Genomic DNA, 19443 nt, shown 5'->3' with positions numbered 1-19443 from the left:
GCGGCGGCGGGGCAGACCGAGGCGGGAACGGTGCCGGCGGCGGCGGCCGGGTTGTACCGGGCGGATCTTCTGGCTGCGGTGTAAGGGCGCCCGAGGGACACTGGTCTCCACGGCGTCGTTCTAAGCAGACGTGCATCGGCAGGCCCACGCTTCGTCCGCTTAGGTTCCTTTTTATCGCGGATTTTTGTCGCCGGACCGGTGACCACGGCGGCGAAATCTGCTCAGGCTCCGCTTTCGCGGCCCTGGGAATGACATACAGGGACTGATGTGTGGCAGACCCGACTTGGGAAGGGGGAGGGTGGCGCATGGAGTGAGCCGGGAGAAGGGGCGCCGCTTCCGGACAAGACTGTACCGTGCTGACGGGCGCCATCTGGATCAGCGTCGCGCTGCCCCTCTCTCGGCCTGGCGCAAGTGCTGCGCACTCGCCGCAGGCCACTCTCCCCCCGCAGAGGGTGGAGGGTTGACCCTACCGTCGCGCAGACCCGCCACCCTCGCTCCTGGCTCTGCCCAACCGTTGAGCGCGGCGCCTCTCTGCCCATTTCCCCACCCGGTCAGCCTATCATTTGTGCATCGCACCAACCCGCCAAGCTGGCGGCGTCCTCCCTCCGGCCGCGCTAAGAACCATTTCAATCTCAAGCACTTGATTGGCCCTCAAGGCAGTTGGCACGGAACCTGCTCCCCTTGACGTGCCCGTCAGCGCCGACGGGCACTGACCGTCAGCAAAGCCGCTGACCCGAGTTCCCCTGTGGGCCCCGCATGCGCGGGGCCGGCGGAAGACCTTGGGCGGCGGTTTTTTGCGTTCGGCACCGGATTTCGCGCCGTCATGGCGCAGCGGCTTGAGGGCACGTCATCGATGAGCAGCGTTGAGCACACCACGCGTCGCGGTCTCCTCAAGGGGGCGGCCGGCGCCCTGTCCCTGGCCGCCGCCGCCCGTGCGGTCCTGCCCGGCGGCGCCTTCGCGCAGGGGGCCGGGCCCGAGGTGAAGGGCGCCAAGCTCGGCTTCATTGCGCTCACCGACGCCGCCCCCCTCTTCGTCGCCAAGGAGAAGGGGATCTTTGCGCGCCACGGCATGCCCGACGTCGAGGTGCTGAAGCAGGCGTCGTGGGGCACCACCCGCGACAACCTGGTGCTGGGCTCGGAGGGCAACGGCATCGACGGGGCCCACATCCTGACCCCGATGCCCTATCTCATCAGCGCCGGCCGGGTGACGCAGAACAACGTACCCGTCCCGATGTACATCCTGGCCCGGCTCAACCTCGCCGGCCAGTGCATCTCGGTCGCCAAGGAGCATATGGGCGACAAGGTCGCCCTCGACACCAAGCCGTTCAAGGCGGCGCTGGAGCGCAAGAAGGCGTCGGGCAAGTCGGTGAAGGCGGCCATGACCTTCCCGGGCGGCACCCACGACCTCTGGATCCGCTACTGGCTCGCCGCCGGCGGCATCGACCCCGACAAGGACATCGAGACCATCGTCGTGCCGCCGGCCCAGATGGTGGCGAACATGAAGGTCGGTACGATGGATTGCTTCTGCGTCTGCGAGCCGTGGAACGAGCAGCTCATCACGCAAGGGATCGGCTACACCGCCCTCACCACCGGCGAATTGTGGAAGGACCACCCGGAGAAGGCGCTCGGCCTACGCGCCACCTGGGTCGACAAGTATCCGAACGCCGCCAAGGCCCTGCTCGCTGCCGTGATGGAGGCGCAACAATGGTGCGACAAGCCGGAGAACCGTGACGAACTCGCCGGCATCGTCGCCAAGCGCCAGTGGATCAACGTCCCGGCGAGCGACGTCGTCAAGCGGATGAAGGGCGAGTTCGATTACGGCGACGGCCGCAAGGTGTCCAACAGCCCGCACATCATGAAGTACTGGGCCGACAACGCCTCGTACCCGTACAAGTCGCACGACCTCTGGTTCATCACCGAGGACATCCGCTGGGGCAAGTTCGATCCCCAGACCGACACCAAGGCTCTCATCGAGAAGGTCAATCGCGAGGACATCTGGCGCGAGGTGGCCAAGGGCATGGGCGTCACGGCACCGGCCTCGACCTCGCGCGGCAAGGAGACCTTCTTCGACGGCAAGGTCTTCGATCCGGCGGACCCGGCCGCCTACCTCAACAGCCTCGACATCAAGAAGGTGGCGTGATGGCTCTCGGAACCACTCTCGGGCGCGTCGTCGCCGCCAAGCGGGAGGGAGCGCGGGCTCCCCTCGTCACCCGCGCCGCCCTCAAAGGGCTGGTGCTCCGGATCGTGCCGCCGCTCGTGGTGCTGGCGGTGTTCCTGCTGGTCTGGGAAATCCTGTGCCAGCGCCCCGGCGCCGGCCTGCCGCCGCCCTCGCGCGTCGTGACCGATGCGTGGGACATCATCGTCCACCCGTTCTACGACAATGGCGGCACCGACAAGGGGCTGTTCTGGCACATCACCGCCAGCCTCCAGCGCGTCGCCCTCGGCTTCACCCTGGCGGTGGTCGCCGGCGTGCTCCTCGGCACCCTCGTCGGCCAGTCCGAATGGGCGATGCGCGGGCTCGACCCGATCTTCCAGGTTTTGCGCACCATCCCGCCGCTCGCCTGGTTGCCGCTCTCGCTCGCCGCCTTCCGGGACGGCCAGCCCTCGGCGATCTTCGTGATCTTCATCACCTCGATCTGGCCGATCATCATCAACACCGCGGTCGGCATCCGCAACATCCCGCAGGATTACCGCAACGTCGCGGCGGTCCTGCGCCTCAACGCCTTCGAGTTCTTCGCCAAGGTGATGCTGCCGTCGGCGGCGCCGTATATCTTCACCGGTCTTCGCATCGGCGTCGGCCTGTCCTGGCTCGCCATCGTGGCGGCCGAGATGCTGATCGGCGGCGTCGGCATCGGCTTCTTCATCTGGGACGCCTGGAACTCCTCGCATATCAGCGAGATCATCGTGGCCCTGGTCTATGTCGGGGTGATCGGCTTCGTGCTCGATCGCCTCGTCGCCGGCCTCGGCCACCTCGTCACCCGCGGCACCGCCACGGCCTGAGGGAGGCCCCCATGACCACTCTCAACGCGACCCATCTCAGCCTCGAGCAGATCGGCATCAGCTTCACCCGAAGCGGGCGCACCACGGAGGTCTTGCGCGACGTCAACCTGAAGATCGACAAGGGCGAGTTCGTCTCGCTGATCGGCCATTCCGGTTGCGGCAAGTCGACGGTGCTCAACATCGTGGCGGGCCTCCTGAAGGCATCGACCGGCGGCGTCCTCCTCGACGGCAAGGAAGTGAACAGCCCCGGCCCCGAGCGGGCGGTGGTGTTCCAGAACCACTCGCTCCTGCCCTGGCTCACGGTGCGCGAGAACGTGGCGCTCGCCGTCGACAAGGTGCTGAAGTCGAAGAAGAGCAAACCTGAGCGCCGCGACTGGATCGAGCACAACCTCGCGCTGGTCAACATGACCCATGCCGCCGAGAAGCGGCCGCACGAGATCTCCGGCGGCATGAAGCAGCGCGTCGGCATCGCCCGGGCGCTCGCCATGGAGCCGAAGGTTCTCCTGATGGACGAGCCCTTCGGTGCGCTTGACGCCCTGACCCGGGCACACCTGCAAGATCAGCTGATGGAGATCCACCTGCGGCTGAAGAACACCGTCATCATGATCACCCACGACGTCGACGAGGCGGTGCTGCTCTCCGACCGGATCGTCATGATGACGAACGGCCCCTCCGCCACGATCGGCGAGGTGCTGACGGTCCCGCTCGCCCGGCCGCGCAAGCGTCTCGAACTGGTCGAGGACCCGACCTACACCCATGCCCGGGCCGAGGTGCTGGAATTCCTCTACGCCCGTCACGCCAAACCCGCGATCGCGGCCTGATCCCATGACGGAACGCCTCGTCGTCATCGGCAACGGCATGGCCTCGCTCCGCTTCCTGGAGCGGCTGACCGAGGCCGCCCCCGGCCGCTACGCCGTCACCTGCATCGGTGCCGAGCCGGTGGCAGCCTATAACCGGGTGCTGCTGTCGTCGCTGCTCGGCGGCGAGGTCGACGAGGCGGCCTGTACCTTCCGCGGCCTCGACTGGTATGCCGAGCACGGCATCACGCTCGTCACCGGTGCGCCCGCCACCGCCATCGACCCGGCGGAGCGGATCGTCCGGGTCGGCGAGGGGCTGGTGCTCCCTTACGACACGCTCGTCCTGGCGGTCGGCTCGGTGCCGATCCGGCTGCCGAAGCCCGGCATGGACCTTCCGGGCGTCATCACCTTCCGGGATCTCGCCGATGTCGCGGCGATCCGCCGGGCTGCGGTGGCGGGCGCCCGGGCGATCGTGATCGGCGGCGGCCTCCTCGGGCTCGAAGCGGCGGTGGGGCTGGCGCGCCTCGGGGTCGACACCACGCTGCTGCACGTCATGGACCGGCTGATGGAGCGCCAGCTCGACCACGCCGCCGCCGCGCTGGTGCGCGAGGCGATGGAGGCCCGCGGCGTGCGGGTGATCCTGAAGGCCGACACCATGGCGGTGGAGGGCGATGGCAGGGTCGAGCGCCTGATCCTCTCTGACGGCACGGTGCTGCCGGCGGATCTCGTGGTGATGTCGGTCGGCGTGCGCCCCTCGACGGCCTTGGCGGCGAGTTCCGGCCTCGCCATCGGCCGCGGCATCCGGGTCGACGACACGATGGCGACCTCGATCCCGGGCATCTACGCCCTCGGCGAATGCGCCGAGCACCGGGGCCAGACCTACGGCCTCGTCGAGCCGGCCTACGAGCAGGCCGAGGTGCTGGCCCGCCACCTCTGCGGCTTGCCTGCGGCTTACGCCGGCACGTCGCTGGCCACGAGCCTCAAGGTCTCGGGCCTGCCGGTCTTCTCCGCCGGCGCGGTCGACGTGCCGGACGGCGCTGAGGCCGTGACCTGGAGCGACCCGGCTTCGGGCCTCTACCGCAAGCTCGTGATCGACGGTGACCGCCTGATCGGCGCGGTCTTCGTCGGCGACGTCGCCGAGCAGGGCTGGTGCAAGACGCTGATCCGCACCGGCGACCGCCTCGGCCCCGACGACCGGGACGACCTGATGTTTGGGCGGCAAGCCGCATCCGGTCGCCCCACTCCCCAACCCCTCGCAGCGTGAAGGAGCCCGCGATGGCCGACGACTTCGACGCCGAGCAGAAGCGCTATCTCGAAGGCTTCTCCCACGGCATCGCCGCCCTCCGCATGACCGGCGGCCTCGCCGGTGGCGGAACTGCCGCGATGCCCGCCGCCGAGCCGACCGGGCCGGACGCGATCCACATCAAGGCGCAGGACCGCACGGTCAAGAACGGCGGCAAGCTCGCCGACCAGGAGAAGTGGAAGCGGGCCGAGAATCCGTTCGACGGCCACAACCGGCTGATCGCCGAGGCCGAGACCGGCAAGGCTCCGAAGCCCGAGGACAATTTCCGCTGGCGCTATCACGGGTTGTTCTGGGTCGCGCCGGCCCAGAACTCCTACATGTGCCGGCTGCGGATCCCGAACGGCATCCTGCACCACTGGCAGTTCGCCGGCATTGCCGACCTGGCGGACGCCCATGGCGGCGGCTACAGCCACGTCACGACCCGGGCCAACCTCCAGGTCCGGGAGATCAGCCCTGAGCACGGCCAGCCCTTCCTGGACGGTCTCGTCGATCTCGGGCTGACCGCCCGGGGCGCCGGCGCCGACAACATCCGCAACGTCACCGGCTCGCCGACCGCCGGCATCGACGCCCAGGAACTCCTCGACACGCGGCCGCTGGCGAAGTCCTGGCACAATTACATCCTCAACGACCGCTCGCTCTATGGCCTGCCGCGCAAGTTCAACGTCGCCTTCGACGGCGGCGGCGTGCTGCCGGTGCTGGAAGAGACCAACGACATCGGCTTCCAGGCGATCGAGGTCATGGAGGGCGCCGCGATCGAGCCGGGACTCTGGATGCGTCTGGTGCTCGGCGGCATCACCGGTCACCGCGACATCGCCCGCGACACCGGCGTGGTGCTGCGGCCCCGCGAGTGCAACGCCGTCGCCGATGCGATCCTGCGGGTCTTCATCGAGAACGGCGACCGCACCAACCGCAACAAGGCGCGGATGAAGTACGTCCTCGACGCCTGGGGCTACGACAAGTACCTCGCCGCTGTCGAAGAGAAGCTCGGCCGCAAGCTGGAGCGGGTCGATCCGGCCCATGTGAAGCCCCGCGGCGGCTTCGACCGCTACGCCCATATCGGCGTGCATGCCCAGGTCCAGCCGGGCCTCAACTGGATCGGCGTGGTGTTGCCGGTCGGCAAGATGACCACCGACCAGATGCGTGAACTGGCGAAGATCTCGCAGGAATGCGGCGACGGCCAGATCCGCCTGACCGTGTGGCAGAATTTTCTCTTCTCGGGCGTGCCCGACGATCACGTGGCGGAGGTCGAAGCCCGCGTGGCGCGGTTGGGGCTCTCCACCAAGGCGTCGAGCATCCGCGCCGGCCTCGTCGCCTGCACCGGCAACCGCGGCTGCAAGTTCGCCGCCGCCGACACCAAGGGCCACGCGCTGCTCATCGCCGATCACGTCGAGGCGGCTTTGCCGGGGCTCGACGTGCCGGTCAATGTCCACCTCACCGGCTGCCACCATTCCTGCGCCCAGCACTATATCGGCGATATCGGGCTCATCGGCGCCAAGGTGACGGTGAGCGAGGAGGGCGACACCGTCGAGGGCTACGACATCGTGGTCGGCGGCGGCTTCGGCGAGGCGGCCAAGATCGGCACCGAGATCTGGAAGGCCGTGAAGGCCGAGGATTGCCCCGGCCGGGTCGAGGCCCTGCTCACCGACTATCTCGCCAACCGCACCGGCCCGGAGGAGAGCTTCCAGGCCTACACCGCCCGCCGCGGGCCGGAGGCCCTGAAGGGGCTGGCCGCCGCGCAGCTGCTGGAGGCGGCCGAGTAGGCGGTTTTCCACCTCTCCCCGCGGGCGGGGAGAGGGCCGACCCCTCGTTCAGCGGGTTCGGCAAGCCCGAAGGGCGGGGGTGAGGGGGTGTCTCCGCGTGAGGCTCCTCCGGAACCCCCCTCACCCTCGCTCCGGCTTCGCCTGCGCTCGCTTCACCCCTGACAAGGGGGGAAGCCCTCTCCCCGCCCGCGGGGAGAGGAGAAACCCGGTGCCTCACCGGTCGAACGCCACTCTTCCGCGGTACCCCCGATGACCCAGCACGTCGCTCCCCCGCTCGTCCTGATCCCCGAATCCGCCCCCTTCAACCCCGACCAGCGCGCCTGGCTGTCAGGCTATTTCGCGGCCCTGCTCGGGCCGGCGGTCGAGGGCGCGACGGCCCTCGGATCCGGCGCGGCGCCCGGCGGACCGGCGCTCGCCGACAATGGCGACGCGCCCTGGCACGACCCGTCGATGGGGCTCGACGACCGCATGGCGCTCGCCAAGGACCGCTCCGAGCCGCAGAAGCTGATGGCCGCCATGGCCCAGCAGGATTGCGGCCAGTGCGGCTACAATTGCGCCGATTACGCCAATGCCCTCTTCCTCAAGAAGGAGGAGCGCCTGAACCTGTGCCAGCCGGGCGGCAAGGACACGCTCCGGATGCTGAAGAAGCTGGAGGCGGAGTTCGGCAGTGCGGCCCCGGCCGGCGCCGCGGCGGCTGCCCCCGACGATGCCCCGAAGGCGGATGCCCCGGTCGGCCCCTATGGTCTCTGCCGCGAGAACCCGGCCGAGGCGGTCTTCCTCTCCCGCCGCCGCCTCAACGCGCCCGGCGGCGAGAAGGAGACCTGGCACATCGAGATCGACCTCGCCGGCACCGGCATCGACTACGTGGTTGGCGATTCGCTGGGTCTCTTCCCCGCCAATGCCCCGGCTCTGGCGGATGCGGTCATCGCCGAACTCGGCGCCCGGCCGGAGCGGGTCATCGCGACGAAACTCGGCGAGAAGACCCTGCGCGATCACCTGCTGACCAACTACTCGCTGGGCGCCGCGCCCGACGGGCTGTTCCAGCTCCTCTCGCTCCTCACCTCCGGCGTGCAGCGCAAGAAGGCCCAGGCGCTGAGCGCCGGCGAGGATCCGGATGGCGATTCGGCCTGGCTCGACGTGCTCGGCGCGCTGCACAAGTTCCCGGGTGCCCGGCCCGACGCCGAGGTGTTCCTGGAGGCCCTCGACGAGTTGCAGCCGCGGCTCTACTCGATTTCGTCCTCGCCCAAGGCCGATCCGGGCCGGGTCTCGCTCACCGTCGACGCGGTGCGCTACAACCACCGCTCGCGCCTGCGGCTGGGCGTCGCCTCGACCCATCTCGGCGAGCGCCTGGCCGAGACCGCCACGGTGAAAGTCTACTTGCAGAAGGCCCACGGCTTCGGCCTGCCCGACACGCCCGACACCCCCATCATCATGGTCGGCCCGGGCACCGGCATCGCGCCGTTCCGCGCCTTCCTGCGCGAGCGCGCCGCCATCAAGGCGCCGGGCAAGAACTGGCTGTTCTTCGGCCATCAGCGCCAGGCGTCGGACTTCTTCTACCGCGACGAGCTGAACGGCCTGAAGGACCAGGGCGTGCTGACCCGCCTGTCGCTGGCCTGGTCGCGGGACGGGGGCGAGAAGACCTACGTCCAGGACCGGATGCGCGAGAACGGCCGCGAGCTGTGGCGCTGGCTGGAGGAGGGCGCCCACTTCTACGTCTGCGGCGACGCCAAGCGCATGGCCAAGGATGTCGAGCGCGCGATCATCGACGTGGCGGCGAGCCATGGCGGCAAGAGCCCGGACGAGGCGGTGGCCTATCTGGCGGCGTTGAAGAAGGCGAACCGGTATCAGGCGGATGTGTATTGACGCCTCGGCATCCACGTCGCTCCGCCGGTCACGAGCCGGTTTCGGCGCAATGCCCTTGGGTATGGATTAGCAATATGCTATGAATCGGCATGCTGAAAATCGCATACAGCAAGGCCGCTCTTCGGACATTGAGCCGGATGCCGACCAACATGTCGGCGCTCATCCGGGCGAAGGTCGAGCAGTACGCCTCCGCTCCCCAGGCACAGGCCAACAACGTGAAGGCGCTGAAGGGCGAGCCCGGCGTCTTCCGGTTGCGCGTCGGCGATTGGCGCGTGCTGTTCACCGAAGACGGCGTGGTGCTGGCGGTCATCAGGATTGCCCCGCGTTCCAGCGCCTACGACTGAATCGGAGGTTCCGCCCATGAATATCCAGCGGATCACGACCCCGGCCGGCGACACCCTGATTGTCCTGGCCGAGGCAGATTACCGGACGCTCCTCGATGCCGCCGAGGATAATGCCGACCGTCTCGCCGTGGCGGAATTCCGTCACCGCCTCACCGTCGGAGACGAGGAGTTGATCCCGGCGGCCATCGTCGACCGCCTCCTCGCGGGCGAGAACCGGGTGCGCGTCTGGCGCGAGCATCGACACTTGAGCGCCGCGGTCCTCGCCGAGCAGGCCGAGCTTTCGCAGGCTTACCTGTCGCAGATCGAGACCGGGAAGCGGGACGGAACGATCGACACCTACCGGACGATCGCCTCTGTCCTCAACGTCAGCCTGGACGATCTCCTCGGCTGAGCGACGAGCCGCGACGCCGCCCGGCGGTCCACCCCTTGCTTGCCACCACCCATCGGCCCTCCACCCTCCCACGCCCGGCGAAAGGCTCCTGCGATGAACCTGCACGTGCCGGCCCTCACCCCCGAGGCCGCCCCCGTCCGCACCACCTGCCCGTATTGCGGCGTCGGCTGCGGCGTGCTCGCCCGGCCGGACGGGCAGGGGGGCGCGAGCGTCGCGGGCGATCCGCAGCATCCGGCAAATTTCGGCCGGCTATGCTCGAAGGGCTCGGCGCTCGGCGAGACCCTGTCCCTCGACGACCGGGTGCTGCATCCCGAGATCGCTGGGCGGCGGGCGAGCTGGGACGAGGCCCTCGACGCGGTGGCGGAGGGCTTCCGGCGCAGCATCGCGGCGCTTGGGCCGGATTCGGTGGCGTTCTACCTCTCGGGCCAGCTCCTGACCGAGGATTACTACGTCGCCAACAAGCTGGCGAAGGGCTTCATCGGCACGCCGCACGTCGACACCAATTCGCGCCTGTGCATGTCGTCCTCGGTGGCGGCGCATCGCCGCGCTTTCGGCTCCGACACCGTGCCGGGCTGCTACGAGGATCTGGACGAGGCCGACCTTCTGGTGCTCGTCGGCTCCAACACCGCCTGGTGCCACCCGGTCCTGTTCCGGCGCATGCTCGACGCCCGGGCGAAGCGCGGCACCAGAATCGTCGCCATCGACCCCCGCCGGACCCAGACCGGCGAGGAGGCCGATCTGTTCCTCGGCATCAAGCCGGGCACCGATACCGCCCTGTTCTCGGGGCTGCTCGTGCACCTCGCGGACCATGGCGCCCTTGATCCGCGCTACATCGCCGAGCACACCGCCGGCTTCGAGCCGGCCCTGGAGCGCGCCCGCCAGATCGCCCCGACGACTCACGCCACGGCAGCCGCCACCGGCCTGACCGAGGCCGAGGTCGAGACCTTTTTCACCCTGTTCCGCACCACGCAACGGGTCGTCACCGCGACCTCGCAGGGGGTGAACCAGTCGGCGCAAGGGACCGACAAGGCCAACGCGATCATCAACTGCCACCTCGCCACCGGCCGCATCGGCCGGCCCGGCATGGGCCCGTTCTCGCTGACCGGCCAGCCCAACGCGATGGGCGGGCGCGAGGTCGGCGGGCTCGCCAACATGCTGGCGGCCCACATGCACTTCACGCCGGAAGAGGTGGATCTGGTGCGCCGGTTCTGGACCGCGCCGAACATCATCACCGGCGAGGGCCTGAAGGCGGTCCAGCTCTTCGAGGCGATCGAGCGCGGCAAGATCAAGGCGCTGTGGGTGATGGGCACCAACCCCGCCGTCTCGATGCCCCGGGCCGACCGGGTGCGGGTGGCGCTCGCCAAACTCGACACCTACGTGGTCTCCGAGGTGGTGACCGACACCGACACCGTGCGGGCGCGCAACGCCATCCTGCTGCCGGCGCTCGCCTGGGGCGAGAAGGACGGCACGGTGACCAATTCCGAGCGCCGCATCTCGCGCCAGCGCCCCTTCCTGGCGGCCCCCGGCGAGGCGAAGGCGGATTGGTGGATCATGGCCCAGGTGGGCCAGCGCCTCGGCCACGCCAAGGCGTTCGCCTGGGGCAACGCCGCGTCGGTGTTCCGCGAGCACGCCGCCCTGTCCGAGTTCGAGAATCGCGGCAGCCGCGACTTCGACCTCGGCGGCCTCGCCGACATCACGGACGCCGCCTATGACGCCGCCGCGCCGGTGCAATGGCCGGTCACCCGCAAGGCCAAGGCGCCGCAGGCGCGGTTCTTCGCCCAGGGGGGCTTCTTCACCCGCGACCGCAAGGCCCGTTTCGTCGCGGTGCAGAAGCCGGCGCTCGCGCAAGCCACCAGCGACGCGCTGCCCTTGCGCCTCAATACCGGCCGGGTCCGCGACCACTGGCACACGCTCACCCGCACCGGGAAGAGCCCGCGCCTCTCGGCCCATCGGGCGGTGCCCTTCGTGGAGATCCATCCCGACGACGCGGCGGCAGCCGGCCTGACCGACGGCGATCTCGCGCGCGTGCGCACCGCCCACGGCGCGGCGGTGCTCGAAGTCATGGTGACGCCCGGCGCGCAACCCGGCGTGCTGTTCGCGCCGATGCACTGGAGCGAGGCCAACACCTCGGACGGTCGCGTCGGCGCCCTGGCGCAGGGCGCCGTCGATCCGGTCTCGGGCCAGCCGGAACTGAAGGCGACCCCGGCCTCGATCGCCCCCGAGCCCTACCGCTCCCGCGGCTACCTCATCACCCGCGAGAGGGTGGCGGCGCCCTATGGCTGGTGGTGGGCGCGGGCGAGCCTGGAGGGCGCGACCGGCCTGATCGTCGCAGCCCAGGACGGCGTGCCCGAGGCCGCCGCCCTGATGCGCGACCTGTTCCCCGGCGCGACGTTCAGCGAATATGCCGACCCGGCCCGCGGCCGCTACCGGGCCGCCGCCTTCCGGGACGGGCGCCTCCTCGGCGTGCTGGCGCTGGCGCCCGCCGCCGAGCGCCCGACCTGGGACGCCGCCAAGGCGTTCTTCCGCACCCAGGAATTGCTGGAGCCCTCCGCCCGTCGGGCCCTGATCTCAGGCAGAGCCGAGAGCGCCGGCACCGGCCCGCTGGTCTGCGCCTGCCACACGGTCGGGCTCGACACGATCCGGGCGGCGATCAAGGGCGGGGCGCAGGGCGTCGAGGCGGTGGGAGCGGCCTGCAAGGCCGGCACCAATTGCGGCTCGTGCATCCCGGAGATCCGCAAGCTGCTTGCCTCGGAACTTGCACCGGCTACCGCATAGGCGCATCTGATGACGCCGGATGTCCCGAGACGGATTGCAGAAGCTCATCCTCCCATGCGTACCCCCCGTGCTCCCCGCGAGACCCGGTCCCCGGGCCTCGAGCCCCTGGCCGTGCTGCCGGTCTTCCTGACGCTCACGGGCAAGCGCGCGGTCCTGGCCGGGGCCAACGGGGGGGCGGCCTGGAAGGTGAAGCTGTTGGCCGCCGCCGGCGCCCATGTCGATGTCTTCGCCCCCGAACCGACCGAGGAGATGCGCGGCGCCCCCGCGGAGGCCGTCGCCGGCAGGGTCGTGCTGCACGCGCGCGACTGGTCTCCCGCCGACCTCGAAGGGGCCGCCTTCGCCATCGCGGCCTTCGAGGACGAGGGCGAGTGCGAATGCTTCGTCGGAGCGGCCCGGGCGGCGGGCGCGATCGTCAACGCCATCGACCGGCCGCATCTCTGCGACGTCTCGTTCGGCGCCATCGTCAACCGCTCGCCCCTCGTGGTCGGCATCTCGACCGAGGGCGCGGTCCCGGTCTTCGGCCAGACCGTGCGGGCCCGGATCGAGGCGATGCTGCCCGCGGGCTTCAAGACCTGGGTGGCGGCTGCCCGCGACTGGCGCGCCGAGGTGAGCGCCCGCTACCCCGTCTTCGCCGAGCGTCGCGCCTTCTGGGAGCGCTTCACCGACCTCGCCTTCGCCAGTCCGGAGCGGGCACCGGCCCGGACCGACCTCGACGGGCTGATCGCAGCGAGCGACGCGGCGCCGTCCGGCGGCAGCGTGGTGCTGGTCGGCGCCGGCCCGGGCGACGCCGAGCTTCTGACTCTCAAGGCCCTGCGGGCTCTGCGCAGCGCCGACGTGATCCTTTACGACGACCTCGTCGCGCCCGAAATCCTCGATTACGCCCGGCGCGAGGCCCGCACGATGCTGGTCGGCAAGACCGGCCACGGCCCCTCCTGCCGCCAGGACGACATCAACGCCCTGATGGTGTCGCTGGCGAAGGGCGGCAAAAGGGTGGTGCGGCTCAAGTCCGGTGACCCCCTGGTCTTCGGCCGGGCCGGCGAGGAGATCGATGCCTGCCGCGAGGCCGGGATCCCGGTCACGGTGGTGCCGGGGGTGACGGCGGCGCAAGGCGCCGCGGCGTCGCTGGGCATCTCGCTCACCCATCGGGACGCGGCGCGCCGCCTGCAATACGTTACCGGCCATGACCGCCGCGGCACCCTGCCGGACGACCTCAACTGGGCCGCCCTCGCCGATCCGACGGTCACCACGGTGATCTACATGCCCAAGCGCACCATGCGCGCCCTGCTGGCGAAGGCCGTCGCCGAGGGCCTGCCGCCCGCGACGCCGGCGCTCGTGGTGTTCAACGCCACCCGGCCCGATCAGGCGGTGGTGCGGGGCGACGCCCGCGACCTCGCCGACCGGGTCGAGGCGGCGGGGCTGGAGGGACCGGCGATCGTGATGGTGGGCGACGCGCTCGGCCGCGGCCAGCGCGAGGCGGTGGTCGCGGAGGTGCTGGCCTCGGCGGCGCACTGAACACGACAGCGCCCCGGCGGGCCGGGGCGCTGCGAGAGACAGTTGCGAAAAGGACCCCGCGCCCGGTGACAAGGCAGCCGGGCGCCGGGGCCGTTCAGCGCCGCTCGTAGAGCAGCCGCGCCCGGATCGTCCCGTCGATGGAGCGCAGCTCCTCGAGCAGGGCCTCCGGGTCGACGTCGGTCGTGTCGGTCTCGACCACCACGTAACCGACCTCGCCGTCGGTCTGGTAGAACTGCGCCGCGATGTTGATGTGCTTGCGGGCGAAGGTCTCGTTGAGGCGCCCGAGCATGCCCGGCAGGTTGCGCTGCACGTGGATGAACCGCAGGCCGGTCGGCCGGGCCGGCAGCTGCACCTGCGGGAAGTTCACCGCGCCGACCGTCGAGCCGATGTCGGAATAGTCGACGAGCTTGCGCGCCACCTCGGCGCCGATGCGCTCCTGCGCCTCCTCGGTCGAGCCGCCGACATGCGGCGTGAGGATCACGTTCTCGATGCCTTGCAGCGGCGAGACGAAGCGCTCGCTGTTCGACTTCGGCTCGACCGGGAACACGTCGACGGCGGCCCCCCGCAGGTGGCCGTCCTTCAGCGCCGCCGCCAGGGCGTCGAGATCGACCACGGTGCCGCGGGAATTGTTGATGAGGTACGCGCCCGGCTTCATCGCCCGGATCTGCGCCTCGCCGATCATGTTGTGGGTCGCGGCGGTCTCGGGCACGTGCAGCGAGACGACGTCGCTCTGGGCGAGCAGCGCGTCGAGGGTCTCGACCGGCTCGGTATTGCCGTGGCGCAGGCGGTCGGTGAGGTCGTGGAAGATCACCCGCATGCCCATCGCCTCGGCGAGGTTCGAGAGCTGCGAGCCGATATTGCCGTAGCCGACGATGCCGAGGGTCTTGCCGCGCACCTCGAACGAGCCATTCGCCGACTTGTCCCAGCCGCCGGCATGGGCCGAGACCGAGCGCGGCACGATGCGGCGCAGCAGCATCACGATCTCGCCGATGACCAGCTCGGCCACCGAGCGGGTGTTGGAGAACGGCGCGTTGAAGACCGGGATGCCGCGCCGGCGCGCCGCCTCGAGGTCGACCTGGTTGGTCCCGACCGAGAAGCAGCCGACGGCCATCAGCCGGTCCGCCGCCTCGAAGGCGGCCTCGTCGAGCTGGGTGCGCGAGCGGATGCCGAGGATGTGCACGCCCTTGATCGCCTGGTGCAGGTCGGCCGGGTCGAGAGCCTTGGTCAGCCGCGTGACGGTGACGTAGCCGGCCGCCTCAAGCAGCGCCACCGCGCTGTCGTTGATGCCTTCGAGCAGCAGGACACGAATCTTGTCCTTGGGCAGTGAGAGCTTGTCGGCCATGGCGGGTCTTCTTGGCAGGTCGTCTTGGAAACGGGGTCGGACGCCGCGACAGGTGCGGGACCGGTGGGCGCGAGCGATAGGAGAGGCGGGGCCGCAACGCAACACGGGGAGCCGCAGCCCGGGCGTGCCCACGCGCAGGGCAGTGCTGCGCCTGCCGCGCGGGCACTCCGCCCCGCATCGCGAACGGGACGCTCCCGTGCCGGCTTCTCCACGGAGCGACCCCGTGCCCTCTTGCCGTGGCGGGCCGGCGGTGATCCACCGGCTCGCGTCCGTCACGGGACGCCAGGAAGACGACGCCAGGAAGATTCCGCCGATGCCCCTCACGCCCCGGATGCGCCGCGCCGCGGTTCCGCTCCTCGTCTTTGTCCTCGGCCTCGCGGTCCTGGGCGTCACCGCCAGCCTGATGCTCGGCCGGCCCGTCGCCACCGGCGTCAGCGCGGTCGGCGGGCCGTTCACCCTGGTCAACCAGGATGGCCGCACCGTCTCCGACCGCGACTTCGCCGGCAGGCCGCATCTGGTGTTCTTCGGCTTCACCCATTGCCCGGATATCTGCCCGACCACCTTGCAGCAGATCTCCGACGTGCTGGTGGCGCTCGGGCCGCAGGGCCGCGACGTGAAGGCGCTGTTCGTCACCGTCGACCCGGAGCGCGACACTCCGGCGGCCATGAAGGAGTACCTGTCGAGCTTCGATCCCCGCATCGTCGGGCTGACCGGCTCGCCCGAGGCGGTGGCCGCCACCGTGAAAGCCTACCGGGCCTACAGCCGCAAGGTGCCGCTGAAGGAGGGCGACTACACGATGGAGCACACGGCGCTGGTCTACATCATGGACGGGCGCGGCCAGTTCGTCGGCTCGCTCAACCTGATGCGCCCGGCCAAGGACGCCGCCGCCGAGGTGGCGCGGCAGCTCTGACGGTCACCGTCTCCGCCGCATCGCCCCGGTGCGCGAGGTGGCGGAGAGCCCGTGCTCGGTCTTGTTCCAGCGGTAGGGGGCCAGCAGCCATTCCAGGAGGCCGAGCCAGGCGGCGAGGCTGACGAGGCCGTAATAGACCGGCAGCATCGGCACCCACGGGAGGAGAGTCCACCAGCCCCGTCGCAGGGCGCCGACGAGCGCCGGCAGGCACATCGCGCCGAGGCCGGCGACGAAGACGGTCGTGCCTGTCGCGGTGACCAGGTTGGAGAGGGCGTCCGGGCCCTTCGGCAGCGGGCCGGCGGCGAGGTGCCAGACCGCCAGCCCGATCCCCAACGGATAGGCCAGTGCCGAGACGACCGTGCCGGGCACCATCGCCGCGGCGCAGAGCAGCCCGAGGGGGCCGAGCTGCCGCAGGTGTAGCGCGCAAAATCAGATGGCACTGCGCGCAGGTTCGAATGTCAGCAGTTTGAGCCACAGCCTCAAGGCTTACGGAACGACCTTGAGGATGCTGCCTGCGGCGCTGTCGCGCCAGAGCGCCCCGGATGGCAGGCCGCTCGCCGAGGTCGGGAGACCAGGCAGGGTGACGTAGCCTGCGGCCGTCAGACCAAGCAGGACCGTAGTCCCCACCCCGAGATATGTGCCCGCGTCGTTTCGGACGCGCAGGGCGTTCGTTGGCGGGCCGGCCAAGATGCCGGACAAGCCCATATACGAGCCGATGTCGGCGCCGGCCGAGTTCAGGAAGCGGATCGTCCAGTCACCCCTGTCGACGAGGTCGACGTAGGTCGGCTTGAGCTGGCCCGCGACGGTGGTGGCGGCCAGAGCGCTTGCCCCCGCTACGTTGAGGCTCGCCAGGGTCGCGGCCCCGGTCGAGGTCAGCGACGTAAACCGCCCGCTCGCCGCCGTCGACGCCCCGATCGACGCGCCATTGATGGTGCCGCCGGTGATCGCGGCGGCGGCGTTCTGGGTCGCACCGGTGATCCGGCCGTCGTCGCCGGCCGCGACGGTGCCGGCCGTCGTGCCGACGTTGGCCGCGGCCGCCGTGCCGAGCGACGGCCTGCCAGTCAGGTCCGCATAAGCGCCCGAGGTCGCGACGGTGGCGATCGCCGTCGATCCGGTCCCGCCCTGAGATGCCGGGAGCGGCGTCCCGAGCGCCAGCGTGCTCGCGGAAAGGGCGCCGACGCTTGCTGGCCCCGACACCGCGAGCTGCTGCGTCGTGACCCTGGCGGCGAGTGCCCGGATCATAGCGTCCAGTCGCTGCTCGGGCGTCTGGGGGCCGGTCTGCGCCAGCGCGAGGGAGATGGCTGCCGTAGAGGCGACGGCGGCCAGGAAGAGAGACCTGCGCACGTTCAGAATGCCTGCAGAGGAGTGAAGGGCATGGCGAAGGCCCCGGGCGCCGTCATGTACCGCTCGACTAGGGAGGCGGTCGCGCGATCGTGCCCAAGCAGATCGTCCGAGAAAAACAGCACGTCGAGGATCACCCCTTTGAGCAGCCCGCTCGATCCATTGTCGAGGGATCCCATGCGCGGCGCCGCGGTCGGCTGGACGTTGTTCGTCGCCACCGGACCTCCCTCCACACCGTTGATGCGGGCTCGGATGACGCCCGTGTCGGACGACAGCATGACGAACGTCGCCTGCCCACGCGGGGCCGACATCGTCAAATCGGCGTTGCCGTGCCGGCAGCTTACCGCATCGCCATTCTGTAGGATGCCGCTAATTACTGCGCTGCTGTCGTAGGCCGCCAGAGGCGTTTGGATGGCCACGCTCGGGTCAGCCTGAAAGAGCACAGCCATCGTCCACGGGGCGCCGAGGACCCACGACTTGTTGAACTGCACGAGGAAGTCATCCACGCCATCGAAGCGAATTCCAGGTCGACCGTTGAGCCGCCCATTGGCGTATTGCGGGCGGCTTGCATCAGTAGTGAAGTTCGAGAATGTCCCGCCAGTCCCCCGCAGGTTGAGCACATCGACGATCGGAGCGCCCTGCTGGGTGGTGCCCGGGTTGAGGTTGTCGGGCGTCATCCGATGCCACGAAACGAGGCTCGGCTTTGCCTTGATCTGCGTCATTAGTGTTCCCGACATCGGTAGGGTTGGGTCGTTGATGTCGGATTTTAGGATGATGCTCATGACACCGTAGCCTCGAAGCCGCACAGATAATGGCGGATGGTTGCAGGGAGGGTGGGATAGGTCTCGCGCGCGCGGCTCGGCACCCCGCTATCGGCGTAGACGAGGCCGCGCTCACCGAGCCAGGAGCCGGTGGGAGCGGGGGAGCCGAGCGCGTAGCGGAGCCGGCGGTTGGCTCCAGTCGGCGTGCCGGCGAGGGTGATGACGATGCGGGCCTGCCCGACCGGGGCACCGGAGCCGATCGCGACCGATGCGATGGCTGGCGGCGAGCCGCTGTCGTCGGTGTAGGCAAATCCCCACCGCCCATCGGCCGGGGCCAACACCCAGTCGGTGTCCTGGGCGATCGACGCCAGCCCGGGCGGCAGCACGAGGTCGAGGGTGATGACGGCGCCCGAGCGCGGCAGGTTCGCCAGGCTCACCGGCCACAGCGGGTTCCAGCCGGCGACGCCATCATCGAGCACGCGCCGGACGACATGGGCATGCAGCTCGGCCTCCAACGCCTTGCCGGCATTGTCCATGTGGATGCCGTCCGACTGCACCTGGGTCTGGTACATCGGACCGAGCATCGTCACGCCCTGACCGAGACGTGCCTTGGCGACGTCGAGCTGCGCCAGCTTCACGCCCGTGTTCGTGGGCGTGTTGTTGCTGTCAAACTGGTTCTGCTGGGTGATGAAAACCTGCGGCGGGACGTTGAACCCGACCGCCGCATTGATGACTTGCACGTCGGCACGCAGGTTGTCGATCAGCGTCCCGAGCGGCGCCGCGTAGGTCGACCGCCCGTAGGGACCGGCCTCGCCATGCACGATCAGGATGGCGTCGGTGTAGGAGCGCCGGCCATAGCGGGCCGCCAAGGGCGGGCAAGCCGTGAGGATCGCCAGCAAGTTTGTGTAGGGGGTCTGACCCTTGGCAAAACTGCTGAGCGGCTGACCGCCGAATGTTGAGGTCAACGCGATCACCCCGGGCCCTACAGTTCCAACGTCCCGGTTCTGTCGTTCGAGGTACATCCCGAACAGCGCGTTGATGAACTGCTGGCCTGTCGCACTGTCGAAGAGCGGCACCAAGCCATTGATGAAGTACGGATTGGCACCCACCCCGCCGAATGCCTTGCCGTAGACGGCCGGTGCGAGGACGTGGCGCGGGTAGGCCGCGCCGGTGATGACAGCCAGATCGCCTCCGCCGCCGCCGGCCTGGCTCTGGCCATAATAGGCGCGGATCGGCAGCGGGCGGCTGTCAGACACCACGGCGGTGTCGTAGAGGCCGCCCTCGATCTGGCGGATGTCGTAGACGGTGCGATCGGCATCCTGCCGGGTGCCGATCAGCGTGCCG

At 69.9% G+C, this 19443-nt stretch carries 16 protein-coding genes; 11 read left to right on the top strand and 5 right to left on the bottom strand.

Annotated features, from left to right (window positions below; translation table 11 throughout):
- Positions 1 to 853: 853 nt before the first annotated feature.
- The 10 genes from VP06_RS29920 (at position 854) to cysG (ending at position 13745) form a co-directional block, all read left to right on the top strand.
- Complete coding sequence (locus VP06_RS29920) at positions 854 to 2140, top strand: CmpA/NrtA family ABC transporter substrate-binding protein (protein WP_048467461.1); 1287 nt, start codon at positions 854 to 856, stop codon at positions 2138 to 2140.
- On the top strand, positions 2140 to 3000 hold the full coding sequence (ntrB, locus tag VP06_RS29915; protein ID WP_048467460.1) for a nitrate ABC transporter permease: 861 nt from the start codon (positions 2140 to 2142) through the stop codon (positions 2998 to 3000). Before VP06_RS29920 ends, ntrB begins: the two co-directional genes overlap by 1 nt.
- 11 nt (positions 3001 to 3011) lie before the next feature.
- Entirely contained in the window at positions 3012 to 3821 is an 810-nt protein-coding gene (locus tag VP06_RS29910) for an ABC transporter ATP-binding protein (protein ID WP_048467459.1), read from the top strand.
- 4 nt (positions 3822 to 3825) lie between these two features.
- The gene (locus VP06_RS29905; RefSeq protein WP_048467463.1) at positions 3826 to 5061 is read left to right on the top strand and encodes an NAD(P)/FAD-dependent oxidoreductase; all 1236 of its coding nucleotides are present in this window, start codon (positions 3826 to 3828) and stop codon (positions 5059 to 5061) included.
- A gap of 11 nt (positions 5062 to 5072) precedes the next feature.
- Positions 5073 to 6860, top strand: a complete 1788-nt coding sequence (locus VP06_RS29900) for a NirA family protein (RefSeq protein WP_048467458.1) — start codon at positions 5073 to 5075, stop codon at positions 6858 to 6860.
- A gap of 249 nt (positions 6861 to 7109) precedes the next feature.
- Positions 7110 to 8723: a sulfite reductase subunit alpha gene (locus VP06_RS29895; RefSeq protein ID WP_048467457.1), complete on the top strand. Its 1614-nt coding sequence runs from the start codon at positions 7110 to 7112 to the stop codon at positions 8721 to 8723.
- Between the two features lie 89 nt (positions 8724 to 8812).
- Entirely contained in the window at positions 8813 to 9067 is a 255-nt protein-coding gene (locus tag VP06_RS29890) for a type II toxin-antitoxin system RelE family toxin (protein ID WP_048467456.1), read from the top strand.
- Between the two features lie 16 nt (positions 9068 to 9083).
- On the top strand, positions 9084 to 9458 hold the full coding sequence (locus tag VP06_RS29885) for a helix-turn-helix domain-containing protein (protein WP_048467455.1): 375 nt from the start codon (positions 9084 to 9086) through the stop codon (positions 9456 to 9458).
- 93 nt (positions 9459 to 9551) lie between these two features.
- Entirely contained in the window at positions 9552 to 12233 is a 2682-nt protein-coding gene (locus VP06_RS29880) for a nitrate reductase (protein WP_048467454.1), read from the top strand.
- Between the two features lie 54 nt (positions 12234 to 12287).
- The gene (cysG, locus tag VP06_RS29875; RefSeq protein WP_048467453.1) at positions 12288 to 13745 is read left to right on the top strand and encodes a siroheme synthase CysG; all 1458 of its coding nucleotides are present in this window, start codon (positions 12288 to 12290) and stop codon (positions 13743 to 13745) included.
- A 94-nt stretch (positions 13746 to 13839) separates the two neighbouring features.
- Here cysG and serA read toward each other — a convergent pair whose 3' ends face one another.
- The gene (gene serA / locus VP06_RS29870) at positions 13840 to 15087 is read right to left on the bottom strand and encodes a phosphoglycerate dehydrogenase (protein ID WP_048467452.1); all 1248 of its coding nucleotides are present in this window, start codon (positions 15085 to 15087) and stop codon (positions 13840 to 13842) included.
- Positions 15088 to 15400: 313 nt separating this feature from the next.
- Here serA and VP06_RS29865 point away from each other — a divergent pair, with 313 nt between their 5' ends.
- On the top strand, positions 15401 to 15997 hold the full coding sequence (locus tag VP06_RS29865) for an SCO family protein (protein WP_082167702.1): 597 nt from the start codon (positions 15401 to 15403) through the stop codon (positions 15995 to 15997).
- A gap of 3 nt (positions 15998 to 16000) precedes the next feature.
- On the opposite strand, the gene VP06_RS29860 is transcribed toward VP06_RS29865, so the two are convergent.
- The 4 genes from VP06_RS29860 to VP06_RS37470 form a co-directional block, all read right to left on the bottom strand.
- The gene (locus VP06_RS29860) at positions 16001 to 16369 is read right to left on the bottom strand and encodes a hypothetical protein (RefSeq protein WP_048467451.1); all 369 of its coding nucleotides are present in this window, start codon (positions 16367 to 16369) and stop codon (positions 16001 to 16003) included.
- 114 nt (positions 16370 to 16483) lie between these two features.
- Positions 16484 to 17341, bottom strand: a complete 858-nt coding sequence (locus VP06_RS29855; RefSeq protein WP_156295848.1) for a hypothetical protein — start codon at positions 17339 to 17341, stop codon at positions 16484 to 16486.
- Positions 17342 to 17343: 2 nt separating this feature from the next.
- Entirely contained in the window at positions 17344 to 18120 is a 777-nt protein-coding gene (locus tag VP06_RS29850; RefSeq protein ID WP_156295847.1) for a hypothetical protein, read from the bottom strand.
- The coding region (locus VP06_RS37470; protein WP_048467448.1) for a hypothetical protein at positions 18117 to 19443 on the bottom strand (1327 nt) is incomplete at its 5' end. The genes VP06_RS37470 and VP06_RS29850, both read right to left, overlap by 4 nt.

Origin of the sequence: Methylobacterium aquaticum (genome assembly GCF_001043915.1) — a bacterium.
Classification (GTDB): Bacteria; Pseudomonadota; Alphaproteobacteria; order Rhizobiales; family Beijerinckiaceae; genus Methylobacterium; species Methylobacterium aquaticum.
This window is presented reverse-complemented; position numbering and strand designations above follow the sequence as displayed.